This window comes from [Scytonema hofmanni] UTEX 2349 (genome assembly GCF_000582685.1).
In the GTDB taxonomy this organism is placed as follows: domain Bacteria; phylum Cyanobacteriota; class Cyanobacteriia; order Cyanobacteriales; family Nostocaceae; genus Hassallia; species Hassallia hofmanni.
Map to the genome: position 1 here is coordinate 1,674,377 of NZ_KK073768.1, position 26,485 is coordinate 1,700,861.

Sequence of the window (26,485 nt, forward strand, 5' to 3'; positions counted from 1 at the left end):
TCGCTTCAAAAAACTGTTTGTCTAGCCCCTCTGAATCTTTTACCTACTGCGAGGTGAGTCTAGAAAAATGCAGTAGAACCGCATAGATTCAGTTTTCAAGGTTCAGCGCTTTGTCTTTCGACAGCTAGGTTTTTTAAGTGGTTGATTACCTTACCACTGCGCTTAGTATATCAGAAAAGCCGTCCTATAAGGACGTAGCTCAGACCCAAAATTTTCGGTAAAATGAGTGCGATGAAACTAATTAAACAGACTACGCTGCACTGTCAAGAAGGAACTTCTGATAAAGTCTACGAAGTGGATCTTTGTCAGACTGGTAAGGATCGTTATGTAGTTAACTTCCGTTACGGACGACGGGGTACTAACCTCAAAGAAGGTACGAAAACTACTCAAGCCGTACCTTTAGCACAAGCGCAGCAAGCATTTGACAAGCTGGTTGGCGAAAAGACTAAAAAAGGGTATCGTGATGTTAAGGCTCAAGCAGTTAATTTAGAATCGACACCACGAGTTGAGAAAAGCGACGATGAGCGTAAACAAGCAATTCTGAATCGACTTGCAGACGACAAACCGAGTAAATGGAAGTTAGAACGGGCAATTTGGCGAGCGGGAGAACTTAAAATTAGTGAAGCGACACCTTTACTAATCAAGCTGATCGGTACTGGTGAACCACTAAGAGATTATTGCATTGCTTGGGCATTGGGTTGGTGTGGGGGTGATAGTGCGATCGCTCCCGTCACTCACCTTTATAATAATCTCTCAAATCCCGAATTTGTTCGCCGCATCGCTTTTGAAGCACTCTTAAAACTATCTGATGCCGAAAAAACAGCAAGTTTGCAAGCACAACGAATTGAATTTTTACCACCGGAGTTACAAAATTTAGCGCGAAATGGTTCGTCAGAAAATTTTGCCACAGCTTTATCTAACTATCTAAAACAAGGTAACTACAAGCATTTTGCCGTCTTAGACACGATTTATCAAATTGATAATCAATACCTTCGTCCTGCACTGCTTGATATTTTATGCACCTCACCTTTCAAACCAAACTATTTTAAACAACTTCGCCATATTTTCAAAATGGCGGAATATCGCCACGATGCTGAAGTGTTTGGTATTCTTGCTTATGGGTTAGAGATAGAGCAAGCGGGTTTTTCTAGCGAGTCTTATGATGTTAGTCTGCCAAGCGGGGGACATTTAAGAAAGACCTTATGGAGTGATTATAATCCCCAAACAGGACGCTATGAATCTAAAAGCAGTGAAGTTGAAGCAGAACTAAAACATCCTCAATCAAGAATAGCTTACAGCAGCAATACTCGTGAATATCTGCTACGACGGGTATGGCGTACTCTCAAACAGTTAGGCGAAGAATGTTACCCTGACTATGTAAAAATGGCTGTAGGCGTTCTTCTTCAATATTGTGATGCAGATGCTGAAGAAGTAAAAGAGTCAGTTTTCTATCCCTGGAACTCGCCTAGAAGAATAACGCGCAATTGGGATACTTTTGCTGGATATTTGACATTTAACCATATCCTCTACGAAAACAGTCCCCGCTACGAGTTGAAAACTAATTCTCAAGCGTGGCAGTGTCGGGAAGGTTATAAACCGGGAGATCCAGAACCGGCAGTTAGAGAAGAAGCTTTTGGGCAACTTTGGGAGCAAAACCCAGATGCGCTTTTACATTTATTATTAGAAAGTGAGTGCGATCGCGTTCATCATTTTGCAGTCAAAGTTTTGAGAACGTGCGATCGCTTTTGTGCTTCGATTGATATACCTACAATCATCAAACTTGTTAAGAGTTATGAAGTTACAGCGCAATTTGCTTTTGAGCTAGCGCTGCTTAATTATAATTCCACTTCACCCAGCATTAAATTAGTTCTTGCTTTAGCGAATTGCCTGTATGAACGCGCTCGTATTCAAGCTTACCACTGGATAGATGAAAAACGCGAATATTTCTTAGAAGATAGTAACTTTATTGCAGCTTTAGTCACCAGTCAACAGACAGACACTCGCATCTTTGCCCGGAGACTTTTAAGTTCTACTATTCTCACAGATACCACTGCAAAAGTATTAATTGGACGCATCATTGCCGAATTAGTAACATTATCCTCAACCCAAGGGGAAATGGCAAAAGAAATTGGTGAAACTTTACTGTTCAGTTTTGCACCTCAATTGCGTAACTTAGGTTTAAGTGTCATCAATGATTTGTTGACACATTCACTGTTGGAAATTCAAGAATTAGGCGCTCAGATTTTATTAAATCACGAAATTAGTGCCGAAAACTTGCCGCCAGAAATAATTGAATCATTACTTGCATCACCTAACGAATTAGTGCGAGTTATCGGTATTAGACTATTTGGACAGTTACCTGATGAGAAACTCATCGGTGAGGAAAGCATTTTAATTGTCGCAATGGCAGTGAATGCAAATGCAGAAATTCGCAATGCGATTAAACCTATTATCCATCGTTTAGGAGCCGCTTATCCAGCTTTCAGCATCGATTTAGCATCTAATTTTATCGAAGTGCTGCTAACTCCCGAAAAGCATGAAGGTGTTCACAGCTATTTAGTACGTTTGTTGCGGGAAGATTTGCAGGGATGGATGACAAGCGTTACTAAAGAAACCGCTTTAAATCTACTTGCAGCAAAGTCTTCCGCTGCACAAGAATTAGGTGGTGTGGTGCTGGGTGCAAATAGCAACGCTTGGATAACAGAATTTGCCGCTAGCGAAATTGTCAAACTTGCCAATCACGAAATTTTATCAGTGCGAGAAGCCGCACGGCAGATGTTTTTACATATCTTAAATCGCTTGCGTTTAGATTCCGAAGAAATGTTATCAGCAGTGCGGATGCTAGAGTCAAAATGGCAAGACTCGCGAGAATTTGCCTTTAAGATATTTACTACAGAATTTGGTTCGGAAGAATTCACAGCCAAAATTTTAGTTAGCATTTGTGATAGCGTGCGTGAAGATGCACGTAGACTTGGACGTGATTTATTAACTCGCAATTTCCAACAAGCAGATGGACAAGAATATCTCTTGAAATTCAGCGAACATCCATCAGCAGATATGCAGTTATTTACAACTAACTATTTGGAAGAGTATGCTGTAGATAATTCAGTACGTTTGCGGGAGTTGATGCCTTATTTTATAAGTGTATTATGCCGCGTCAATTCCGGACGTGTTGCGAAAAAGCGAATTTTTGCTTTTCTGGATGCTGAGGCACAAAAAAGCGAAGAAGCGGCTAAAGTTGTGGCTGAAGTTATGACAAGACAATCGCTAACTATGGCAATTGGAGATAAAGCAAAAGCGATACAAATTATGTTAAAAATTAAGAAAAGTTATCCTGATTTGTCATTGCCGATTGATGTAAAACCAGTTTCTGAAGTTAGAATTTAAATTATCTGTATTTCCTTGCGAAGATGGTCAAGTTATTAATTTTAACGAACCGCAGAGACGCAGAGGAAGCAGAGGAAGAAAAAGAGGAGACAATGATATTAACAACTAATCCAAAATCGCAAATATAAAATCTTTAGTACAATATTGCATAAATTCATGACGAAAATTTATCACAAAAACTCTGCGTCACTCTGCGCTTACCTCCGTGTTCCTCTGCGTTAAAAAACGCGCTCGTTCTTATGCAAAGCTGTACTTAAAGAATGAATCATGAAAGATTATCACATTAACATTTTCTACAGCGAAGAAGATGAAGGTTATATTGCTGACATACCTGACTTGAAATTCTGTTCTGCTTGGGGTTCAACACCAGAAGAAGCAGTTCACGAGGTAATGATTGCTAAAGCTGCTTGGCTGGAAACGGCTAGTGCTGAAGGTAAATCTATTCCTCAGCCAAAATATCGACCGATAATTTATCAAGTTGGCTGATTGCGATGTCTGATGACAAGTCGCTACGCGTCTACGCACTCCATTTATCAAAACTAAAATTATGGAATTTAACTACGCTTATAAACAAAGTACCGCTGTTAACGAAAGCGGTGGAAACACTCAAATGTCATTTTCTCCAGATACGAAACGTCTCCCGACTTACTTTGTCGGAGAATTGCGGCAAAATGTCGCTTTTCGTGAAGCGATTAGCGCTTTACATGATGTAGTTGTTTCTGATATGCGGTTTAAACCAAAAGACAAAACTGCTTACAAAGAATGGCGTGCTAAACAAGATGAAATTGATTGGCAATTAGTTGCAGCTATGCGTCAAGATGTTGCCGTAAAAATTAAACCACTAGAAGAAGAATTAAATCAATTAAGCAAGCGCAGTTCTGCACGCTTTGCTCCTTATTATCAAGCCCAAAGGCAGTATTTTGACTATCTCTATCAAAAGGATCGGGATGCTTGGTTTGTACTCGATCCAGTAATCACAGTTCATCCCGATGAAGTATTTTTTGAGTGCTTTAGCGTAGATGAATCGAGTTATGGACGCTTGAGTGCAAGTTACGAAGTCTTTAAAAATATTAATGAATTCGCTTGCGGTACAACGAATGTTGATTACTCGGCAGCGCTGTACGATGAGTTTCAGAAAATCCGCAGTTATAAGAGTACTCAATTACAAGTTGATCCTTCTGGGTTTGAAGTTCAAACAAAAAACGAAGAAGCTTATAAAGAAGTCAAAATCGATTTACCTGATAGTTGGGTAAGAGGCTTTTTACAAGTTAGTTCTGCGATGTCTTTACCTGCGACGCAGTTCGATTTGCACCCGATGGATATCTACAATATCTGTTTTGTTTTGCGTCGCCATAAAGAGACAACCGGACCCCGCAGTATGCGCTATCATTTGAACCCAGGTGAACCTGTGCGGGTGGTATTTGAACCGTGGAATATTGAAGTAGTTTGTCCGCGATCGCTTTACACAGGAACCCAACCCCAAACAATTCGCGTTTGGGGACGTCGCCGACTGAACATTTTAGAACGTCTCATCCCCGTTGCCAAAAAATTCACCGTTCATTTGTTGGGTACGGGTATGCCTTCATTCTACGTCGCCGATTTGGGCGATATGTCCTTTACCCTCGGTTTATCTGGATGGACGGCAAACGACTGGGCGCAATCTGGTAATTTTGATTTAATGGCACCCCGCGCAGACGTTGACGAATGGACGCAAAAGCTGATTTTTGACGCGCTGCGGGAAAATTGGCGAGAAAGTCCGGATAGCCTTGCACAACGCCTAAATTTAAGTCGCACGGCGGTACTTGGAGCTTTAAGTGCTTACACGCAAGCAGGACGTGCAATTTACGACTTAAATAAACAAGTTTACCGCGTGCGAGAACTCAGCCGCGAACCCTTACCAATGGAGCGTTTGCGCTTCGCCAACGAACGAGAAGAAAGCGCAACTCGGTTTTTGAGTCAAAATGCAGTGCGCGTTACTTCAGTAACTGACAATGGCGCATTGATTTTGCAAGGTAGCGTTAACGACAAAGATAAAACTTTAAATCCATCTTTGACGATTGATAAAGATGAGCGTATAATCGACGCAGAATGTACTTGCAACTGGCATCAGCAAAACAAGCTGTATAAAGGTCCCTGCGAACACATTCTGGCACTGCGAATGCAACACGCTCGTCAGTGTTAATAAATCACGCGCATTTGTTGAGTTGAAACCTTGCAATCTGGGCGATGGTTCGTCGTCCTTGCGTTTAGCCTAATCATACATCACTAGCCTACTCTTGACTGTGCTAGGCATTCGGTACTACCCGATATTCCGGTTTGACTTCTACGAAGTGAATGAGTCGGGTAGTACCGAGCCTAGCTTGAGTTGAGTAGTCTAGTCCAGAGGGATTTACGAAGGGGAACCAACAAAAAAACAGCGCGTGATTTTTTATATTTATCTAATTAGGCTGGCGAATGAAATTCGCGCCTATACATACAAAACCCACCGACCTGGGTCTTAAAATCTTGAGTCCGCGCAGGCGGACTTTGTTTGTATAGCCGCGACTTCCAGTCGCTAGGGTTAGTATATATTTATTTTTCTTGAGTCCGCGAAGGCGGACTTTGTTCGTATAGCCGCGACTTCCAGTCGCTAGGGCGCTTTTTTCACTTGCGCGTGATTTTTTCTAACACTACTGACAACTTAAAAACACCAAGGTTAAGGTAGAGACGTCATATTTAGGGTCTCTACAACATCATATATATGTCTGACCAACCACGTACCCGCCAGGAACTATACGATCGCATTCGACAAGTTGGCAAAGAGGAATTTATCCTCGAAGAAATGATACGTTATGGTTTCTGGTCTGCACAAGGCGAAATGCCGCAAGATCCAGCAGATGAAATTCGCCGCGCTGGAGAAATTCGCCGGGAATTGAACGAACTGCGGCAAGAAAGTCGAAAATTACAGGATGAAAAGGAATTACGAAAGCGCTTATTAAAGCAACGTCTAGAAGAATCGCGTCGCAAGCGTCAAGAAACCAAAGAACGCCGCGAACAAGAACGGCGATCGCGTGCAGAAGCTTGGAAGCAGAAACAGCAACAGGATATTATCTATCTTGGGGAGGATGTATCTGCGGGGTTAAATAACACCGAAGGCAATGAAGAAAGGTTGCATTCCTACGGTTTACCGTTATGCAACAACGCCGAACAAATTGCCGCTGCGATGGGAATTACTCTCGGAAAACTCCGCTTTCTGGCATTTAACCGCAAAACCTCCACAGTTTCGCACTACATCCGCTTCAGAATCCCGAAAAAGACGGGGGGAGAAAGAATAATTTCTGCACCTATGCCGAATTTAAAACAGGCACAGCATTGGATTTTGGCGAATATTTTGGAAAAGCTGGAACTTCATGACGCTGCACATGGCTTTAGACGCGATCGCTCTATCGTTACCAATGCTACACCCCATGTCGGCGCTGATGTAATTATCAACTTTGATTTAAAGAACTTTTTCCCATCCATTTCTTATAAACGAGTCAAAGGTTTATTTCACTCCTTCGGCTATTCCGAAGCAGCGGCAACAATTTTCGGCTTGGTGTCTACCGCTGCGGAAGTCGAAACTTTAGAAATTGACGGCAAAACTTATTATGTCGCAGTCGATGAACGTCACCTTCCCCAAGGTTCCCCGGCAAGTCCGGCAATTACTAACTTACTCTGTCGCCGTTTAGACCGACGTTTAACGGCGATGGCAGAAAAATTAGGTTTTATTTACACCCGCTACGCAGACGATTTAACCTTTTCTGCTTCTGGCGACAGTCTGCGTTATATATGTAATATACTTAAACGCACAGAATCAATTGTTGCCCACGAAGGTTTCACCATCAACGAAGAAAAAACCCGAATTCTGCGAAAATCTCGCCAGCAGGAAGTTACCGGAGTAGTGGTAAACGATAAACCCAACGTTGACAACAAAACATTAAAACGCTTTCGCGCTACCCTCTTTCAAATTGAGAAAGACGGTTTAGAAGGAAAGCACTGGGGCAACTCTGATAATTTAATCGCTGCCATTGGTGGCTTTGCCAATTTTGTCGCAATGGTAAATCCAGAAAAAGGTGCAGAGTTTCAACAGCAAGTGCAGCGCATCAAAAATAAATATGTTCGCAACGGTAGGAGTTAGAACCATTACAATAGACATCTCCGAAAAAGTAGAGACGCGAAATAAAGTAGAGACGCGTTAGCGAAGCGGGACGAAGTTCAATTTCGCGTCTCTACAAGGGTTCTGGATGACGCATATTTAATTTCTGCCAGATGTCTAATCAAATTGTATTAAGAATACCACTCTAAAGGAACTTGGTCTAGATTGCTGGGAGTAGCGATCGTATCATTCATCTGCCAAATTGTATTATCGCCGGTTTGAGTATTGCGCCAGAAGATGTCTGTCTTGCCATCACCGTTAAAATCGCCAATACTAGGACTCCAAACAGGGTCAAGTTTGGGCATAAAAGCAGAAGTATCAATGTTTGTACCATTCATCAGCCAAGCAGTATTTTCTCCTGTTACAGAATTGCGCCAAAAAATGTCAGTCTTGCCATCGCCGTTAAAATCGCCAATGCTAGGATTCCAGTTAGCATCAAGTGTTGTTAGAGTACCTTCATTGATCAGGATGCCATTCATCGTCCAAACTTTGTTTTCTCCAGTTTGAGCATTCCGCCACAAGATGTCAGTATTAGAATCGCCGTTGAAATCTCCAAGGGTATAATTCCAGGATGGGTCGAGTTGGGATAAAGAATACTCACTTTCTTTGGTACCATCCATAAACCAAACTTTGTTTTCACCAGTTAGATTATTACGCCAAAAGACATCAGTCTTGCGATCGCCATTAAAATCTACAACACTACGAGTCCAGTTAGCATCAGATGTCGGTAGAAAAGCCGCAGTGGTAACTGTTGTTCCATCCATTATCCAAGCAGCATTTTCACCAGTTTGAGCATTACGCCATAATATATCTGTTTTGCCATCTCCATTAAAATCGCCAATATCACTATTCCAGGATGGGTCAACTTGCAACACAGAAGTATTAGAGGCAATTTTTGTGCCATCCATTAACCAAATAGCATTGTCACCAGTTTGACTATTACGCCATAAAATATCACTCTTCCCATCAGCGTTGAAATCAGCAATCTTAAAATTCCAGGCTGAGTCAAGTTGATCTAAACTACTCGTTTCCGCAATTCTTGTGCCATCCATCAGCCAAATGGCGGTTTCACCAGTTTGAGAGTTGCGCCAGAATTTATCTGTCTTACCATCACCGTTGAAATCGGCAAGAATTGCCGGACTGTTGAAAATAGTATTCGGATTTTCTGTTACTTGTGCTGAATCTGAGGATTTACCCAAACCTAAAATATTATTTAAATTCAGGTTTTCTCCCAAATCTTTTAGCGATTCAAATGACTTCAATGCACTATCTGTAGAGATAATTAAGGAATTTTTAGATTCAAACATCAATTTTGTATTTCACTAATTGTCCTAACTATTTTTAACTGTTTATTTTTGAAGTTTCTGTTAATTTATGACATCCAATATTTTGATTTTGTTAAACTGTATGCCATTTTTATATTTTTTATATGGTAAAAAAATATGACTTGTGTATCCACATAGATATACAAGTCATATTAGATCGTAGTAAGGACTTCAGTCCTTAATTTAAGCCTTAAAACGCTTACGAATTAGAAGGTATACCACTCAGGAGAAAGTGCATCCGTAGGAGTTTCAGTTGCATTCGTTCCATCCATTGTCCAAATGGTGTTGTCACCGGTTTGGTAATTGCGCCAGAACACGTCACTCTTGCCATCGCCGTTGTAATCGCCAATGCTAGCTACTGAAGAGGGATTAGATTGCCCTAGAACAGCTTCGCTGCTTACTGTGGTGCCATCCATCAACCAAACAGTGTTCTCACCAGTTTGAGTGTTGTGCCACAAGACATCAGTCTTACCATCGCCGTTGAAATCGCCAATGCTAGATTGCCAGTTGGCATCAAGAGTTGTTAAAGCACCCTCATTAACGAGGACGCCATTCATCGTCCAAACTTTATTTTCTCCAGTTTGACCATTGCGCCACAAGATGTCAGTCTTAAAGTCACCGTTGAAATCACCAAGGGTAGCAGTCCAGGCTGCATCCTGGGATTGAAGATCAAACGGAGTGGCTTGGGTGCCATCCATAAACCAAACTTTGTTTTCTCCGGTTGTCGTGTTACGCAAGAAGATATCGCTCTTACCGTTGCCATCAAAATCAACAATGGTAGGAGTGAACGCTGGGTCTGAGTTATCTAAAGCAGTAGAAGAAGTGACTGTTGAACCATCCATCAGCCAAACGGTATTTTCACCAGTTTGGGCATTGTGCCATAAGATATCGGTTTTGCGATCGCCATTAAAATCGCCAATGCTAGAAGTCAACGCTGGGTCAACCCTTTCTAAAGAAGCTGAACTAGCAACTGTTGTCCCATCCATTAGCGCTAGAACATTGTCACCCGTCGTCTTGTTGTGTAGCAAAAAGTCGGTTTTACCATCGCCATTGAAATCGGCAATGTCAAAAGTCCATGAGGATATGTCATAAGTCCCCAGAGAACCCTTTTCGGTAACTGTTGAACCATCCATCAGCCAAACCTGAGTCTCACCGGTGGCACTATTAACCCAGACTTTATCCGCTTTACCATCACCGTTGAAATCAGGAACAATCGCTGCACTGGTTAAGTAAGGATTAGGATTGGGATTTGCTGTTGCCAACGGTGATTCTGAGGCTTGCGACTGGTAAGAAGAAGTATCTAAAGGATTTTTGCTCGAAGTATTTGAAGTTATGTCTGTTGTTAATGCACTAGAGTAATCAGGCATGTTGTTTGTTTATCACGCAGTTTCATAAAGTTTTAGCTGCTTTCTTGAAGTTAATTCAAGTGTTATTTAAACACTTTTCTGGTTGTTTAATGTTTTCTTTCCAAGTGTCATGATTCGTCGATTTAACACTATTCTATATGGAGTAAATTTTTCGTACAATCTGAACTTTTTGTTAATTCAAGTTTGTTAAATACTTATCAAAAAACCTTTATCTTCTACGTTCGTATTAGATATAGGATTCCTATTTGATTTTTGAACAAAATTAGGTATCGTAGGGTGCGTGATTGTTGAAATCCGTAACGCACCATCTCTGATATCATGTCCGTTTAATTAACACTAATAAAAATATCGCAACCGTCGTAGAGACGTTCCGTCGGGCTGGTTAGTTTATCCAATTCTCTCTGGGTTAGCAGTTTGTGACTTAGAAGTAAGATAAGCGCCCGATAGAAGTCCCCTGAGTAAACACAACTTCGTAATCTGGTTCTGGGTTGGTTCTCACGCAGAATACGATATGCTGCTTGATCAATTGTAGAAACGCCAGCTAACAACCGTGTTGCAGCAACCTTCTAAGTACTTCGGTTCTTAAACCTTGACATTGGTAGCGATCGCTTGACTTTTAAGACAGTCGCACAAAGAGCGATGTCTACGACGGGCTACGCCTACGCACTTGTCTGTGAAGTACATAGAGCTAGATTCCAAAATTTATGTTTGATTTTACACATAAGTTTAACAGACAAAATTTGCGATCGCTAACTAACATACAAATTCAGCTTCATTTGTACCCCTGTCAATTTGCTAGGAATTTATGTAAAGCTGTACTAAGTTTCACTTTGCCCACGTACTTAGGGACTCCTAATTTGAGTTATCAAGTAACCATGCAAGCAGAATATCGGCAGCGTCGCGAACAGTTGATGGCAAAAATTGGCAATGGCACTGGGATATTTCGCAGTGCGCCTGCTTCAGTCATGCATAATGATGTAGAATATGCTTATCGGCAAGATAGCAATTTTTTCTATCTGACTGGTTTTAACGAAGCGGAAGCGGTAGCAGTTTTAGCACCCCATCACGCAGAACACCGCTTTATATTGTTTGTGCAACCGAAGGATAGAGAAAAGGAAGTTTGGAGTGGTTATCGTTGCGGAGTGGATGCAGCGAAAGAGATTTATGGTGCGGATGAAGCTTACCCCATCGCAGAATTGGATGAAAAATTGCCGCAGTATTTAGAAAAAGCCGATCGCCTTTATTATCATTTCGGACGCGATCGCTCTTTCAATGATACCATTCTCAAACATTACCAAAGCTTACTACGCACTTATCCCAAACGCGGTACAGGACCAATTGCCATTGAAGATACTTGCACAATCTTAAACAGCATGAGATTGGTAAAAAGTCAATCTGAGTTGGAATTAATGCGAAAAGCTGCCGATATTGCCGTTGACGCACACAATTACGCAATGGCATTTAGTCAACCTGGTCGTTATGAGTATGAAATTCAAGCAGAAATCGAATACATTTTCCGAAAACAGGGTGCGATGGGACCTGCGTATCCTTCAATTGTCGCTTCTGGTGTGAATGCTTGCGTGCTGCATTATATCGAAAATCATCGGCAGATGCAAGATAACGAATTGCTGCTGATTGATGCTGGTTGTACGTATGATTATTACAATTCGGATATTACGCGGACATTTCCGGTAGGTGGAAAATTTACCCCAGAACAAAAGACACTGTATGAACTTGTTTTAGAAGCGCAGAAACAAGCGATCGCGCAAGTGCAACCGGGCAACCCCTACAAATTAATTCATGATACAGCAGTGCGCGTCCTCACCGAAGGCTTAGTTGAACTCGGTATTCTTAAAGGTGAAATCGACAAGTTAATCGAAGAAGAAAAATACAAACCTTATTATATGCACCGCACCGGTCATTGGTTAGGTTTAGATGTGCATGATGTAGGTGTTTACCAACATGGTGACGATAAACCGCAGATATTACAACCAGGTCAAGTGCTGACAGTAGAACCAGGACTTTATATTGTGCCAGATACCAAACTGGCAGAAGACCAACCAGAAACAAACCCCCGTTGGGTTGGTATTGGTATCCGCATTGAGGATGATGTCTTAGTTACACCTACAGGACATGAAGTGTTGACTGCGGGAGTTCCCAAAGCTGTAGACGAAATAGAAAGATAAAAAATAGGGATGGTGTGTACCATCCGCAACATCATCTCAGTACTTATTTAGACATAGGCGAAAAATAATGTAGAGACGTAGCACTTGGTAGTCTTTTGACACTCACCGACCTAAAGGTGCGATGATTCTTGTTTCGTCCGTCCTCCCTAGACACCTAAGCACAAAACCTAAATATCCCCGTTTGGATACGTCCACAAACATACACGGATAAGCCACTCCCTTGCGGGGGTTCCCCCCGTTGTGGGAAGTGGCGCTGCCCGACCGCGTTTGAAATGATTACCGTGATTCTTTTTCCTCTTTCCTACACTATGTCGCACGTAGCTGATCATTGTAGTCGGGGAGTACCCAATCTTGGCTATCTAGGCGTATTATCGCATTGCCAACTTTATTATAGCACAAAACCGGTACTAAAGGACGGGGCTTTAAACCCAATTTTTCGGTAAGGGTTTTGGATAACACATATTTAAATTCGGTCAATGTCTATGCCTTGTGTATCAAAGTAAAAACATAATTTCCGGATAAATCTCTTGTATATTGCCATCTTTATGAAAATTTAACATATACTTCATGAAGTTTATATAATTCGGTTGCAAATTAATGTAACATGCTTAGACAGGACTTACGCATGGACTAGGTATTTCCGTCATTGCGAGGCGAGAAAGTAATCTCAAAGTCTTATTTTTTCGCTCATGAGTACGTAAGTCTTATTAGGTGTGCATGAATGTTTCTACCGAATCGATGCCAGGTTTAAAAAATCAAATAGCATCTTATGACACAATTGGTAAGTAAATTATTCCGTGGAATAAGGTTTTTTCCTTACTCAAGCCCACGTAATTTTCACAATGTCAAAGTTAAATCTGCAACAACACAGAACAAAGCAATAAATACTAGTACTGTAAATAAAAGACCAGTTTTTACAGTGTATTTGTTGGAACGGCGAATAAATTGTATGACTATCCCTTCAATTGTGGAGGCAGTTCAGAAGGCATGTATCGAAGGCAAGAAAATAACTGTAGCGAATTACAATATCCACAGCTTTAACTTATCGATGCAATTGCCGTGGTATTACGATTTTTTGCAAAGTGTAGAAATTGCCAACTGTGACAGCGTGGGAATATTAAAGGCGATCGCTTATATGGGGTTAGATTTACCCTTAGATTACCGAGCGTCGTACACATTGTTAATGCCCAAAATCTTGGAAAGTTGCAACCAAAATAGGTTTACAGTCTTTTTTCTCGGAGCAAAACCTGAATATTTACAAACTGCCCTTGAGCGCTTGAAACTAAAGTATCCGAATGTTTGTTTTGCTGGGCATCACGGATATTTTGACAAAGAAGATCCAGAGGCAAATCAAGCTGTAATTGAGCAAATTAATCAAGCAAAGCCGAATATTTTGGTTGTAGGTATGGGAATGCCAATTCAAGAATATTGGATACAAAAGCATAGCAATAGCTTGCAGGTTAATGCCATCATGCTTGGTGGAGCGATTATCGATCGCATGGCTGGAGTAGTCTCTGATTGTCCGCATTTTATATCTAATATGGGTTTTGAGTGGCTCTATCGTCTCTGTCGCGAACCAAAACGTCTAGCAGCTCGCTATTTGCTAGGAAATCCAGCTTTTGCATTACACATTGCTTTAGCAATGTCTAATGCATCACAACTACGAGTAGAACTCATACCAGGTATAGATAGATAATTCGAGCTTTGAAGATAATATTCATTTCATTGATTCAGCGCTGCACTACATCATCCAATTAGCATTGATTTGACTAAATGTGTGTATGTCAAGAAGAAAACATGATTTCTAAGTGAATAACTCCCAGAGAGATATCTTGATTTGTAGAGTATTAACTGTAGCAAGAACTTGGAAGATTTTCTCTCCAACTTTTAGGGCTAGTGTTCAGTGTTTCAGTGTTTCATTGTTTAGCTAGGCTTTATCACTCATCAAAGGACATAACCCGCGTTATTTAAAAAAAACTCATGCATCAATGATGCAAAATTTGTTCGCTTATCACTAATTAGGGTGCATTTAAAAAAGCGAAGGAAGTGAAAAATAAGTATTTCGCAGTTGCTCTTGCGGAGCTTCTATGTAAACATCCTTTCACTTGCTTAAATGTCAATTTAATTGTTAATAGATGACATAAAAAGACGAAATTAAATGAAAAATAGAAAAAATAATATTTTCTTCCTTTAACCCTCTTTAAAAACAAAAGCGGAGTAGGCAAAATCATGAAAATTTGTTACTTAATACAGAGTCATATAAATCCTGAGCAAATTTATCGATTAATTGATATTATTAAAAAATCCAGTCCTGAGGCTGAAGTTATTGTTAATCATAATTTTTCTGGTTGTGAATTAGATGTGACAAATTTACACAAATCTGGCGTTCAAGTATTAACAGGTAAGGGTGGACGTGGTGATTTTGTGGTACTCCAATCTTATCTGGATGCGATAAATTGGTTGATTGATAACCAAATTAACTATGATTGGTTAATTTACCTTTCTGGTCAAGATTATCCCATCAAACCAATATCAAATATTGAGAATTTTTTAGCAGAAACTAATTATGATGGGTTTATAGAATATTTTCATATTTTTTCACCCGAAAGCCATTGGAGTATCAAAGAGGCTACAAGCCGTTATTTATTTAGATATAAGAAAATTAATTACCTGAAAAAATTACCAAATTGGGTCAAGGGATTACTTACACCAGTAAAAATAATAAATTACTTACAGCCTTTTGTCAGAATAAATTTGGCATATGACATGTTAGGTATGAGAGCATCATCATTATTGAGTGAAGACTTGGTTTTGTATGGTGGTTCTTTATTTACTACTTTATCCAGAAAATGTGTAGAATATTTGCACCAATTTTGTCAAAGCCATCCAGAAGTAGTTGAATATTACAAAGGAGTATGCGTACCAGATGAATCTTTTCTCCAAACAATATTAGTTAATAGTGGATTATTCAATTTATGTAATGATAATAAGCGCTACTATGATTTTTCTCAAACTCGTAATGGGCATCCCGCAACTTTAACAACAAATGATTATAATGCAATCATGCAAAGCGAGGCTCACTTTGCCAGAAAAATCGACATATGTAAAGACAGTAGTATTTTAGATATTTTAGATCAGGAAATTGTAAAAATTGTATTTGATAGCTAATTGTTGAAGGATATTAATAATGCTTGCGACACCAAAGGTTAGTGTTGTAGTCCCCGCTTATAATGTTAGCGGCTACATTCAAGAAACGCTGATTTCAATCTTATTGCAAACTTTTTCAAACTTTGAAGTATTGGTAGTTGATGACGGTTCTAGTGATGATACCGCAGGGATAGTGGAAAAATTTGAAGAGCGAGATTCACGCTTTCAGTTATTGCAGAAATCAAACGGGGGTTTGTCATCAGCACGCAACTATGGCATCCGTCATGCACGGGGTGAATATATTGCCTTGCTGGATGGTGATGATATTTACCACAAAGATAAATTAGCAACTCATGTCGCTCGATTAGATAGGGATGCTGATGTTGGAGTAGTTTATAGTGCCTCCCAGACAATTCGTGACGATGGACGACCAACATTTATTAGCTTGAGTGGCAAACCAATACATTCAAATCCGATGTTGGCTTTGTTGTGCAAAAATTTCGTTGGTCACGGTTCTAATGGAGTGTTTCGTCGATGTTTAGTGGATGAGGTTGGGGAGTTTGATGAAGACTTATGCAGTTGGGAAGATGTCGATTTTTGGTTGCGGATAGCGGCAACGCAAAAGTGGCGTTTTTATCGAGAGAAGCGTATTTTATGCTACTATCGGGTTCGTCCTTCTGGACTGTCTTTTAATGTCGTGCAAATGCGGATTTGTGGTGAACAGGTAATTCAGGGTGCTAAAGAGCGATCGCCAGAATTGATAGAACCAATGTTACCAACAGCTTATGCTTATATGTACCGCTATTTGGCGCGGTTGTGCCTTCAAGGTGGTGATATAGAAACAGCGCGTGATTTTATTGACCAAGCTTTGATTTGCGACAAGTCAATTTTTTATCGGGATATGCGATCGCTCCTCACTCTAATATCTGTGCGTTTGTCACGAATTGCAAAACTAGCGATCGGACGTACTCTTGGTTCTGCAAAGTATGCTAAAAAATATCAAGGCTGAAGCATGAAAAGCATAGATGATGAATCATCTGATATTTCACCTACAGAATTAACGAGTAACAATTCTTTGCTTAAAAACGGGTTTTGGGCAACCTATGGAGCTTTTGCTACACGTTTTTTGGCTTTAGTTAATAACTTGCTCCTTGCAAGATTGCTCCTCCCATCAGAGTTTGGTGTCATTGGTGTAGCTTATATTTTTTGGTCTTTTGTAAATTTATTTGCCCAAGATACTGCTGCTTCATTCATTGTTTATAAGGGAACCAAAGATAAACGTTATTTAAATACTACTTACACAATTAGTCTTGGCATCGGTTTAGTTTTAGCATTAGGGCTTATCGCTACATCTCCCTTAATCGCTAATTTTTTTGGCATTCCTGATTTAATTTGGCTTCTAACTGGATTTGCCTTCAATTTGCTGCTGTCTTTCTATCAGTCCGTTTATGTTGGAGTCCTGAGAAGCCAGATGCGGTTTCAAACTCTGACAAATTTAACCTTAGTAGCATCAATTGCACGAGTTTTTTCTACCGTTGTTAGCGCTCTAATCGGACTAAGCTACTGGTCTTTTTTAATAGGAGATATGGTTTCTTGGGTGATAGCTTCGATTCTCGCTCGTCGTGAAGTTAAATATAATTTTCAGTTACAAATAGACAGAGAAGTTTGTTCAGAAGTACTTTCTTACTCCTTAGGTGGTACAGGCTATAGTTTGGGATACTATGTCAATGCTAACTCTGACAATTTCGTAGTTGGAAAACTCTTAGGTACAACCAGCTTAGGTTATTACAACTTAGCTTACCAATTAACGATGGCATTACCTGTAATTTTAACCCAGGTCGTCAATCAAATTGGCATGTCTGCTTTTACGCAAATGACAGACGATAAACAGCAAGAAAATGCTCTGCGGAATGTAGTTGAGCAAATTGGTATTTTTATTACTCCCATATACGCTTTATTCTTTTTAATCATTGATAAACAAGCTATTTCTCTAATTTTTGGCGAACAATGGATACCTGTTGCCGCATTAATTCCTTGGTTGTTAGTGTTTGCTTACTTTCGTGTAGTCAACTCTACTATAAGCTCGATGTTACAAGCAAAAGGTCGTCCGGGAGTTAATGCCAAAGTCAACTTAATAATTGCTCCAATAGCCGTAATGGGTTTTGTAATTGGAGCAATTCAAGGCAAAATTATTGGAGTCAGTATTTCTGTAGCAATTATATTGGGAATTGGTTGGACATTTTATTGGTGGTGGGTAGGTTGTCAGGCTCTTGGATGGTCAACGATCAAGGCTTTACAGCCAAGCTTTATCCCTATTTTGTTTACAGTTATATTGATGATATGTTCCTCGTATTTACCAATAATTGTTAAACCCATTATATTTTCCATTGCCTATTTAATTTTCTTGCGGATGTTTCAGCCAACATATTTTCGGAAGATTCAACATTTTATTGATAAAGTATTTATGTTTGTTCGGATAAAAATAGTTAAAAAATCAGGAAAATTTTAAAAAAATGTTAGTATAAAATCAACTGTATTAGGGGTAATGCAAAATGAACAGAAAACGAACCGCCAAAGAATAAGAGTTTAGCAGAGTTTTTGTGGGTTTCGCATATAGAGCTAAAAAATAATTACTTACTTACTTACTTACTTACTTACTTACTATGTCTAAATATTCGCCTGATATTGCAATTTTTTTGCGTTGCCTTTATGGAGGTGGTGCTGAACGAGGAATGCTAAATTTAGCCCATAATTTTTTGCAACAAAAACTCACAGTTGATATGGTAGTTGTGAAGGAAGAAGGCTCTTTAGTAAAACAGTTGCCACCAGAAATTAGACTTATAAATTTAAATGCACAATCCAAGCTTGGCATGTTGCCTAAATTGGTTAAATATTTGCAGCGAGAGCGTCCTGTGAGTATGCTGGCAGCGCTACACTATCCTTGCGAAATAGCCATATTAGCAAAGCGTATTGCTGGGGTATCGACACGAATAGTAGTATCTGAACAGAATAATCTTTCTCAAGAAGCAAAACGCATCCCACAACTTTCAGTGAAGTTAACACCTTTAGCAGCCAAACTTTTTTACCCTTGGGCAGATGGCATTATAGCAGTTTCTCAAGGAGTAGCTGAGGACTTAGCTAATGTAACTCAAATACCAAAGGAACGCATTGATTTAATCTACAACCCAGTTATCACTCCTGAGATATTTACAAAAGCAAAAGAACCTGTAAATCACCCGTGGTTTCAATCAGGAGAACCGCCAGTTATTCTAGCAGTAGGAAGGTTATATCCACAGAAAGATTATCCTACCTTAATACGTGCCTTTGCCCAAGTGCGGCAAGTACGTCACACTCGATTAGTAATTTTAGGGGAGGGACCAGAAGCAGATAGTTTGAATAATTTGATTCGCGAATTAGGTTTAGAAAAGGATGTTGCCATGTTAGGTTTTGCGGATAACCCTTACGCTTACATGGCAAAAGCCGCAGTTTTTGTTTTATCTTCTGCTTGGGAAGGTTTCGGCAATGTACTTGTAGAAGCACTAGCTTTAGGAACTCCAGTAGTATCTACAAATTGCGAAAGTGGTCCATCTGAAATATTGGCTAATGGTAAGTATGGTGACTTAACACCAGTTGGCGATCGCCAACAAATGGCTGAGGCTATTTTAAATGTTCTCGCTGGCAATATCAAGAACGTAGATTCGACTTGGCTAAATCAATTTACTTCAGAAACTTGTGCCGAAAAATATCTACAAGTGTTGGGATACCCAACATCTTACACCTTGCCCGAACGACTAGAAGTCGCGGCTACACAAACGAAGTCCGCGATTAGGCAAACTAACGGAAAATATGAGGTATCCCAACAAAAGTATTAGCCTATAAAATTTAAATAATTCAAAGAATGCTGGAATTTAGCCCCAAACAATCTGAGTTCAAACTGCAAGCTTTATCATTTGCAGAACGGATAATTTACTGGACTATTATACTCACACCGCTTTGGTGGTTGCTGGGAGTACAAACTATTGTTTATCCAGTTGTTAGTGCCTTTCTATTAGTTGCTGGTTTTAAGCTCGACAAGCTGATTAAAAACTCCCTGCCAATTTGCAATTGGGCATGGTTAGCAATGATTTTAGCTGCACTTTGGACAAATATTTTGGGGTTGGAACAAATAGGCTTTAATCCTTTGAAAACAGCAGCCACATTCTTTACTCTATTCAAAGGCTACTTGATGATATTCGCCTGCATGACTGTACCATTTTGGCATCGCATCAGAGTAAAAGTGATTGTGCGGGCTGTATCCTGGATGGCAATAAGTTATTTAGCACTCCTTGCTATTCAAATGTTAATACTTTTTGCCCTCGGTTCTCAAGAACCTTTTTTACCGCCTTTAGCCCGCATAATTCCGGGTGATAAAGTTAGTTTGATGGTGAAGTTTGCGATCATTCAGCCATTTTTTGGTCTTCCCTTACCGAGGACAGACTTGTTCACCGCAGATCCTCCTATTTTGGGAGTTTGTGCCCTTTTATGTTTCTTTATTTGCTTGAGTGAAAGTAGCGATCGCTTGCGTAAAATTGCTTTAGCAGGATACTTAATTGCTTTGTTAATTTCTCAGAGTCGTCTAGCTTGGATATGCTTTCCCTTAGTATTTTTAATTATTGGTTGTTTCCGTAGTGGTTTGGCTCGACAAGGTTCTTTATGGGTAGCATCTTTTATTTCTTTTTTGTGTGCCATTTTGGGTTTAGCTTTACAAGATGTAATTAGTACACCCCTAAAAACTTTTAATAGCGCTCGTGCTGACTCATCGAAAGATCGGGAATATGTTGTTAATGCTACTCTTGATGCATGGAAAGAGTCACCGTGGGTAGGTTGGGGATTTGTTGATAAAACAGTAACTTGGGGAAATGGAGCGTTTGAGCTTCCCTTAGGAACATTTTCTTCCTACGCACAAGTGCTTTACGTACACGGACTGTTTGGCTTTATTTTTTTTATTACAGCGCTAATTTTAACTGCCTATAGCTTTTGGGAACCAGCTATGCGGGGAAACCGCATTTGCCAGCGGGCATTTGCCAGCTTAATAGCTTTATATATATTGTGTCAAGCCACTACTTTGACTTGGATGGCAATTTCTTTTTGGTTCTTTTTTCTTTGGTTGGGGGCTATTCTGGTAGAAGTAAGGCAGCAGAAGTTAAATATTATGAATTGGGAACAACTTTCAGTGTAAAAGGCTTCAAAATAACAAAATTATATCTAGATTTTGCATCTATCCAAAGTGGTATGATTTGATAATTTAATAATTTGGTATTAATTTCATGGCTAAAATAGCAGCGATCGCCATTAGACATTGGAAACCCCTAATATTGTGGAACATACTAGTATTGGGAGCAACTGCTGCCACCGCTATTTTTTCCCCTCGTGTTTGGATGGCAACAACACAGTTTACAGTTAATGGAACAAACGGCAATTTGGATGCCAACTTAGGCATTTTGGGTTCCTTGAAAAATGGTACTTCTGATATTTCTGCGACTGGGAACAGTCAATTGAATATGCAGCAAAGCATTCTCAACAGCGATACTGTAATGGAAAGGGTTTTGGCAAAAGACCCAGAAAAAGCTAAATTCAAAAGATTAGCGATTTACAAGAAGCTATTCAAAGTTTCATTCACCGAAACTTCGAGTATCCTTTCTATCAGCATCAACGCTTCTAGTCCCGAATTGGCAAAAGTACGGGCAAATAATCTCACAACTTCCTTTCAACAACGACTTAACGAACTGCGTCAAACAAACCGTTCATCTAAAAGACAGTTAAGCACAAAAGAATTAGAAGGTGCGAAAAATAATTTAATTTTGACACAACAAGCTTTAGCCAGATTTAAGCAGTCTACCGGACTAGTTGATGCTGAAGAACAAACAAAAGCAATTGTTAGTACCATTGATAGTTTAACTAAGGCTCAATTACAGGCACAGTCTCAAGCTGAATACAGTCAAAATCGGGTTGCTACTTTATCAACTCGTATGCGAATGTCACCAAACCAAGCTATTCGCTCTTTGAGTTTAGGTGAAAATAAAGATTACCAATTTATTAGAAGCAAACTATCAGAAGTAGAAGCTGATTTAGTCCGGCAACGTACTAAATATACTGACGATCATCCTATTGTTAAACAACTTTTGCAACAGAAGCAAGCATTATTGAGCCAGACACAAAGCCAAGTTAACCAAACTGCTGGTAATACGTCTATCGATCCCACACTCAATAGTCAAGGAGAAGGACGTGCCAGTTTAGTCGAACAGTTAATTTTGGCAGAAACAGAAGCTAAGGGTCAGCAACGTCTCGCTCAACAAATACAAAGTCAACTAAACCAGCTCAAAGCTAATTTAAATTCTATACCCGCTCAACAAGAACGACTAGCTGAACTTCAACGTAGTTTTGAAGTAGCAGAAGGTGTTTATAAAGGTTTAGTTGCCCAAGTGCAGCAAACTAATATTGATGTCTTTGATGTGTATCCCAATGTGGAAATATTAGATTTAGTTAGAGTTGATAGCAAGCCTGTTTCTCCCAACTTATCGTTAATGGTCTTGAATGCTTTAGTGGCAGGAATAATTGGCAGCATTGCCCTATTATTACTGCTAGAAAGACGCAACCCGCTGTTGAGTCCTCAAGACTTGGAATATATGAAGTTCCCGATAGTTGTCTCTATCCCTCGAATCAAAAATACTGAACTGAAATCAAAACTAGATGATAGAAAGGTCAACTACTTTCAACGTCTTGCTTCCGCAGTCAGCTTGCAACCTCTAAATAACCGCCATTTATTAATTACCAGTGCAATGGAAGGTGAAGGTAAAACAACTGTTACCTTGGGGTTAGCAAGGGCATTAGTAGATTTAGGTTTTCGGGTACTAATGGTGGATGGAGATTTTTTCCAGGCAGAACTTACTCACAAATTAGGTTACATTAAAGAGCTTAACAGTACTCTAACGCCCATTTCCATAGAACCTAATCTAGATTTATTGCCTGCCATCCCACAGCACGGCAAAATTCTGGAGATGATATCCGGGGGACGTTTTCAACAAGCGCTGGCAGATGCCAAATCTCATGCTGAATATGATTATGTTTTAGTTGACACTGCCCCTGTTAGTTCCACAACTGCTACAGCATTAATGACAGCCCAAATTCCCAATGTATTGTTCGTTGTCCGACCAGGTATAAGTCATAGTAGCTTGGTTCGTGATAGCCTCGAACAATTGATCCAACATCAGGCATCAATTTTAGCTTTAGTAGTTAATGATGTGGAAACTACAGCTAAACCTTACACGCATCGTTTGCATGATGTCCTGATAAATTAACATGCGACGAAGAGACGTTTTGATGGGAGTATCAAGTGCCGCAGGAGTATCAGTATGGCATACAATCTCCCAGCTACACCAAGATCCAAAATCAGTCCGAGTCAGTGTGGATTGGCAAAGATCAATAGCTAAATCCACAGTTAATATTTTTGGTTCTAATGATTATGAAATTACCACACCTGAACGTGCGCGAGACTCTGCATACCAAAAATTATTATCTGCGTTAAACATCAAATTAATTCGCATCCATCATGGTGAATTGAGCGATCGCTGGTCAAATGCAGCAACTAAAACCTGGGATATAAAGAAAATTAAAGCAGGTTTCGATGCATCTTATCCCCAAAAACCCACCATTATTCAAAATATCCCAGGTTGGGCTAAGTGGATGCAAAAAACTCCAGATGGTCTGCTACACCCTAAAGAATATGACAACTATGCAGCTTTTTGTGCAGAGTTAGTGGTAATTCTTAATCAACGTCTATCTCGCAAAATAGTGTATTGGGAACCATTTAACGAGCAAGATGTGCGCTATCACAAAGCCGGAAAGCTTGACGAACTATGGGTTATCTACAACAAAGTTGCTCAAGCAATGAAAGCCAAAGACTCCAAAATTAAAATTGGTGGTCCCGTTCTCACTTGGGATGAATCAAGCCGACTCGCATCATTTTTGGAAAGTTGCGCTTCTAATGTAGACTTTATCTCCTGGCATCGTTATGCCACCGGTGATGCTAACGAGTCTACCGATAAAATCATGGCTTATACGCCTAATTACGGTCAACAAGTGCGAGAATTCCGGGCAATTACCAAAAAATACATTCCCCAGCGTCATATACCCTTATTACTAGGGGAATACAACATCAACTACTCTTGGGAATCTGGTGAGAAGCGTCAAAATACTCACATTGGGGCAGTTTGGTTTGCTTCGGTACTTAAACATCTAGCAGAAGCGGGTATAGATATGGCAACCTCCTGGCATTTGAAGGACGGAATTTATGGGATGATTGACTCCGAAAATCGTTTGCGACCCGCCGCTACTGTATTTGCCTGGGGAGTAAAGTATTTAACAGGTACAGTCATGCAAACAAAAAGCGATCGCTCTAGTGTAGAAGCAATGGCAGTCAGAAATGCTGATGGAGGACGTTCTTTATTGTTAATCAATAAATCAGCTAAACCTGCCGAAGTTAGTTTAACAGGGATGTCAGGCATCAAACTCCCGAATATTTTGCCTATTTTTTACCTAAATGCAGATGGTATACAAAATACTAACATTACTCAAAAATTGTTGTTAGGAAAAGCTTTTAATTTAGGAGCTTACTCTTTGGCTTTAGTTCGTTTATCTGGCTAATTTATAAGGTAGTAAGGGCTTCAGCCCTTAAAAACGAAGATATGAGCGGTAAACCGCTCACTACGACGAATCAAGAAATTATTTTACGGTATTTCTAAGAATTTTTAAGAACACCCTTCTACAAATTCCACTTCCGGCAGTTTACCCGATCGCAACTGAATCACACGCTTGCCATCAGTCTCAAATATTAGCCGATAGTTACCATAAGTGCGGTCTTTCGGTATCAAAGTCAGATAATGTCCACCTTGCACGTATTTATGAGGTGTGACTGTAATTTGTTCTGGGTAGAGAGATTTAATCTGCGCTTCTGTATCACCAATACGGGCACCGCTAAAAGTAGCAACGCGGCTGTTCTTATACACATCCACCCTAGAAATGCGACCTCCTGTCACCATAAAACCAATATTTTGCGGTTCCCCTTGCGGCTTCACATAGTAACAACTATTATTAGGTGCATCACCAACTAATTTTATACCCGCAGTTCTGGTTGCTTCTTTTACAGTCATTCCCACTCGCACTGTTCCGATACCGTTGAGAGTTACTTTCGATTGGTTTGTTAACTTCGCTTGCGCTAAAACAGTCCCGACTGTCAAAGAAGAAAATGCAACTGTTGCCGTAATTAAAGTTAATAATTTATGTTTGCTATTCATTTTATATAGATAAAAATGGGTATGGTTTTATCTACTCTTCCCATCTTCATTATTTCGGATTTTCACTCTGTTTATTTGCGAAACTCAGCTACAGCAGCCTATCGCTAAACATCGAATACACGTAGAGACGTAGCAGTGCTACGTCTCTACAAGGTTTTGGGTTTTATATATGTACTTCCTAAAGCTGAAATCTGCTGTATCACTTCAATTCAGCCTGTTTTATTTCTCACGAATGGTTTTAGTATTCCCAAAGCAAGTAAGAAAGGGTAAGGAGACTAATTGAGAATAGGGCAAGATATTTAGTATATACGGACTTTTAATTTAATATATTTTCGTGGTCAGGCGGATGTTTAGCCCAGGTGTGTTTTTGCCACGAATCTTGGGAAAAATAATTATGGTGGGCAACATAGTCATAAGGAAAAAATAATGTCTATTATTAATGCTTGGAATCAATTAACTACCGATATTCAGTTTTGCTCCTGCAAAACTGAATACCTGCAAGCTATAAAAATGTGGGTATTTTCCCTGAAGGATTTCACAGTCATAACTAGCAAACAAGGTAACGTACAAGCTCTAATTGGTAAATCTTGCGAATTAGCTATTCGTGAACAAGAAGATGTTCTTTCAAACTTACCATTTTTGGTAAGCCATAAAATAGAGATTTTTACTCCATTTATTGTGGTAGAGGAAGAAGTAAAAAAATTAGTTCCTGAAGAAGCTTTTTGGAATATGAGTGGAGAAGATTATCCTTGGAACGTAACAGTTAACTTAAACATGAGAATGTGTCATGAAATTATTCTGCAATGTTTTGGAGAACAAGGGTTGCTACGATACTATCAACGTAAAGGGCAATTAGACAAAAATGGCACTCCTACAGAAGCTGTACAAAAATTAAAAGCAACAACAAATCCAGCATCTATTTGGCGACTCATCTGTCAAATTTTACCTGGACACGATGACTTACAGATTCACTTGCTGGTGCAGATTAGTTCTGAAAATATTGGCAATGGAGTTTTTAAACAAATTTATCTTTCACAAGAAGCTAAAGCTATAGGTGTGCAACCAAAACTAGCTTACCATTACACCTTGAAGTTTGAAGATGTTATCAACTTTAACATAGTTAATTCTTCTTCCGAAGCTTATATTGCAAAAATTGGTATGCCAAGGTCTTTAGTTAACTATACTAAACCAATTACTGAGGAAATTGTTCTATATAATTCTCCTGATGAAGTTCCTTTAAACAACAAAAATGCCGAAAATAAAATTCGCGTTTTGTTCAAGGAGTATGTCAAAGAACAAGATTACCAAACAAAAGAAGAATATCAAACAGCTAAAATTACCTTTTTATCAACAATAAAAGAGGGTACAAAGCTTTATAAATGGTTAAAAGCCAACAGTGAGGAAAAAGCTTTGAAATTCCTGGAAAACATTAACCCTCGCACAGAAACTTTGAGAAATTATAGCGTTGGTTTAAACAAAGCTAAAGCAGCAATTAATAGCAAAATTGAAATTTTTGAAGAAGATGAGGAAGAATTTACAATAATTTAATAAAAGGTGGGCATTGATT

17 protein-coding genes are annotated in these 26,485 nt (G+C 39.6%); 14 read left to right on the forward strand and 3 right to left on the reverse strand.

Going from position 1 to position 26,485, the window contains the following annotated elements; genetic code table 11:
* Positions 1–222: 222 nt before the first annotated feature.
* From TOL9009_RS0112665 to TOL9009_RS0112680, 4 genes are all read left to right on the forward strand, one after another.
* Positions 223–3,387 carry a WGR domain-containing protein gene (locus TOL9009_RS0112665; RefSeq protein WP_038296319.1) on the forward strand — a complete coding sequence of 1,055 codons (3,165 nt, stop codon included), beginning with the start codon at positions 223–225 and terminating at the stop codon, positions 3,385–3,387.
* Between the two features lie 267 nt (positions 3,388–3,654).
* Positions 3,655–3,873: a type II toxin-antitoxin system HicB family antitoxin gene (locus TOL9009_RS0112670; RefSeq protein ID WP_029633138.1), complete on the forward strand. Its 219-nt coding sequence runs from the start codon at positions 3,655–3,657 to the stop codon at positions 3,871–3,873.
* 61 nt (positions 3,874–3,934) lie between these two features.
* The gene (locus tag TOL9009_RS0112675) at positions 3,935–5,569 is read left to right on the forward strand and encodes an SWIM zinc finger family protein (protein WP_029633139.1); all 1,635 of its coding nucleotides are present in this window, start codon (positions 3,935–3,937) and stop codon (positions 5,567–5,569) included.
* 558 nt (positions 5,570–6,127) lie between these two features.
* On the forward strand, positions 6,128–7,543 hold the full coding sequence (locus tag TOL9009_RS0112680) for a reverse transcriptase family protein (protein ID WP_029633140.1): 1,416 nt from the start codon (positions 6,128–6,130) through the stop codon (positions 7,541–7,543).
* Positions 7,544–7,692: 149 nt separating this feature from the next.
* Here TOL9009_RS0112680 and TOL9009_RS0112685 read toward each other — a convergent pair whose 3' ends face one another.
* Positions 7,693–8,868, reverse strand: a complete 1,176-nt coding sequence (locus tag TOL9009_RS0112685) for an FG-GAP repeat domain-containing protein (RefSeq protein WP_029633141.1) — start codon at positions 8,866–8,868, stop codon at positions 7,693–7,695.
* 224 nt (positions 8,869–9,092) lie between these two features.
* Positions 9,093–10,253: an FG-GAP repeat domain-containing protein gene (locus TOL9009_RS38965; protein ID WP_084763198.1), complete on the reverse strand. Its 1,161-nt coding sequence runs from the start codon at positions 10,251–10,253 to the stop codon at positions 9,093–9,095.
* A gap of 875 nt (positions 10,254–11,128) precedes the next feature.
* On the opposite strand from TOL9009_RS38965, the gene TOL9009_RS0112695 reads away from it, so the two are divergent.
* The 9 genes from TOL9009_RS0112695 (at position 11,129) to TOL9009_RS0112735 (ending at position 24,268) form a co-directional block, all read left to right on the forward strand.
* Positions 11,129–12,439 carry an aminopeptidase P N-terminal domain-containing protein gene (locus TOL9009_RS0112695; RefSeq protein WP_029633142.1) on the forward strand — a complete coding sequence of 437 codons (1,311 nt, stop codon included), beginning with the start codon at positions 11,129–11,131 and terminating at the stop codon, positions 12,437–12,439.
* A gap of 949 nt (positions 12,440–13,388) precedes the next feature.
* Positions 13,389–14,135 carry a WecB/TagA/CpsF family glycosyltransferase gene (locus TOL9009_RS0112700; RefSeq protein ID WP_242055210.1) on the forward strand — a complete coding sequence of 249 codons (747 nt, stop codon included), beginning with the start codon at positions 13,389–13,391 and terminating at the stop codon, positions 14,133–14,135.
* A gap of 533 nt (positions 14,136–14,668) precedes the next feature.
* Entirely contained in the window at positions 14,669–15,607 is a 939-nt protein-coding gene (locus TOL9009_RS0112705) for a beta-1,6-N-acetylglucosaminyltransferase (RefSeq protein ID WP_029633144.1), read from the forward strand.
* 19 nt (positions 15,608–15,626) lie between these two features.
* Positions 15,627–16,595 carry a glycosyltransferase family 2 protein gene (locus TOL9009_RS0112710; RefSeq protein ID WP_029633145.1) on the forward strand — a complete coding sequence of 323 codons (969 nt, stop codon included), beginning with the start codon at positions 15,627–15,629 and terminating at the stop codon, positions 16,593–16,595.
* A gap of 3 nt (positions 16,596–16,598) precedes the next feature.
* Complete coding sequence (locus tag TOL9009_RS38970) at positions 16,599–18,095, forward strand: oligosaccharide flippase family protein (RefSeq protein ID WP_051502880.1); 1,497 nt, start codon at positions 16,599–16,601, stop codon at positions 18,093–18,095.
* Positions 18,096–18,249: 154 nt separating this feature from the next.
* Positions 18,250–19,458: a glycosyltransferase gene (locus TOL9009_RS38975; RefSeq protein WP_084763202.1), complete on the forward strand. Its 1,209-nt coding sequence runs from the start codon at positions 18,250–18,252 to the stop codon at positions 19,456–19,458.
* Between the two features lie 26 nt (positions 19,459–19,484).
* Positions 19,485–20,804, forward strand: coding sequence for an O-antigen ligase family protein (locus tag TOL9009_RS0112725; RefSeq protein WP_038296322.1), 1,320 nt, complete (start codon positions 19,485–19,487; stop codon positions 20,802–20,804).
* An 88-nt stretch (positions 20,805–20,892) separates the two neighbouring features.
* Positions 20,893–22,923 carry a GumC family protein gene (locus tag TOL9009_RS0112730; RefSeq protein ID WP_029633147.1) on the forward strand — a complete coding sequence of 677 codons (2,031 nt, stop codon included), beginning with the start codon at positions 20,893–20,895 and terminating at the stop codon, positions 22,921–22,923.
* Position 22,924: 1 nt separating this feature from the next.
* Complete coding sequence (locus tag TOL9009_RS0112735; RefSeq protein ID WP_029633148.1) at positions 22,925–24,268, forward strand: GH39 family glycosyl hydrolase; 1,344 nt, start codon at positions 22,925–22,927, stop codon at positions 24,266–24,268.
* A gap of 104 nt (positions 24,269–24,372) precedes the next feature.
* Here TOL9009_RS0112735 and TOL9009_RS0112740 read toward each other — a convergent pair whose 3' ends face one another.
* Positions 24,373–24,918, reverse strand: a complete 546-nt coding sequence (locus TOL9009_RS0112740; RefSeq protein WP_029633149.1) for a hypothetical protein — start codon at positions 24,916–24,918, stop codon at positions 24,373–24,375.
* A 426-nt stretch (positions 24,919–25,344) separates the two neighbouring features.
* Here TOL9009_RS0112740 and TOL9009_RS0112745 point away from each other — a divergent pair, with 426 nt between their 5' ends.
* Positions 25,345–26,466 (forward strand): hypothetical protein, encoded by a 1,122-nt coding sequence (locus tag TOL9009_RS0112745; RefSeq protein WP_029633150.1) that lies wholly within the window; start codon positions 25,345–25,347, stop codon positions 26,464–26,466.
* Positions 26,467–26,485: the final 19 nt, after the last annotated feature.